The organism is Mycobacterium sp. 1482292.6 (genome assembly GCF_001672995.1).
GTDB lineage: Bacteria > Actinomycetota > Actinomycetes > Mycobacteriales > Mycobacteriaceae > Mycobacterium > Mycobacterium europaeum_A.
This window is the reverse complement of sequence record NZ_LZKV01000175.1, coordinates 1-793: the sequence shown is the minus strand read 5'-3', so window position 1 is coordinate 793 and position 793 is coordinate 1. Positions and strand designations below refer to the sequence as shown.

At 64.2% G+C, this 793-nt stretch carries 1 protein-coding gene and 1 pseudogene; both read right to left on the bottom strand.

Annotated elements, in window-relative coordinates; translation table 11 throughout:
• Positions 1-478, bottom strand: a 478-nt coding sequence (locus tag A5624_RS17230; protein ID WP_231999880.1) for an ATP-binding cassette domain-containing protein, incomplete at its 3' end; no start/stop codon positions are given.
• Positions 468-793 (bottom strand): annotated as a pseudogene (locus A5624_RS17225) (TetR/AcrR family transcriptional regulator); the annotation flags it as partial. The gene A5624_RS17230 and the pseudogene A5624_RS17225, both read right to left, overlap by 11 nt.

Sequence of the window (793 nt, the reverse complement as noted above, 5' to 3'; positions counted from 1 at the left end):
GCGGAGACCTGGCGAACATGTTGTGGCGCAGGATGATTGACAACGCCGAGGAATACATGGCAGAGGGCGTGCGCGCCTTCTTGTGCGGGTCCAGGTCGAAGCGCTCGATCAACTCGGCGCGGCGCTTCTTGTCGATGCCACCCCGCATCCGGGCCAGCAGGTCGATAATCTCACCGCCGGTCAGCGACGGCCACAACGTCACATCGCCTGGCACGTAAGCGATGTGGCGATGCAGGGCGACGGCCTGTGTCCACGGGTCGCCGCCGAGCAGCCGCACACTGCCGCCGTCGGCTTTCACCAGGCCCAACAGGACGCGGATGGTCGTGGACTTCCCGGCGCCGTTGGGCCCGAGGAACCCGTGGACCTCTCCCTCCCGCACCGTGAGGTCCAGGCCGTCCAGCGCTCGAACCGCACCGAAATTCTTTGTCAGACCCCGGATCTCGATCGGTGCGAATCCGTCGGCGTTTTCAGTCGGCATCAGATCCTCCTTGATCTTCGGCGGCCAGGAATGCGTCGTACATGGTCCGGTCGGTCAGCAGGCCCTCGGTGTAGACCTCAAGCGCGGGCAGAATCATGTCGCGCGAGTAGTCGCGCAGCACTGCCCGCAAATCTGTTGGTGTTTCATGCATTTGGATGTAGAGGAGGAAGCCGCCGCCGCCGGTGATGGCCAAATACCTGGCCCGCCCCTTGGGGTCTCGGCTGGGTTTGATCGTCCCGGCGCGCACGCCCTCTGCCATGTATTCCTCGGCGTTGTCAATCATCCTGCGCCACAACATGTTCGCCAGGTCTCCGC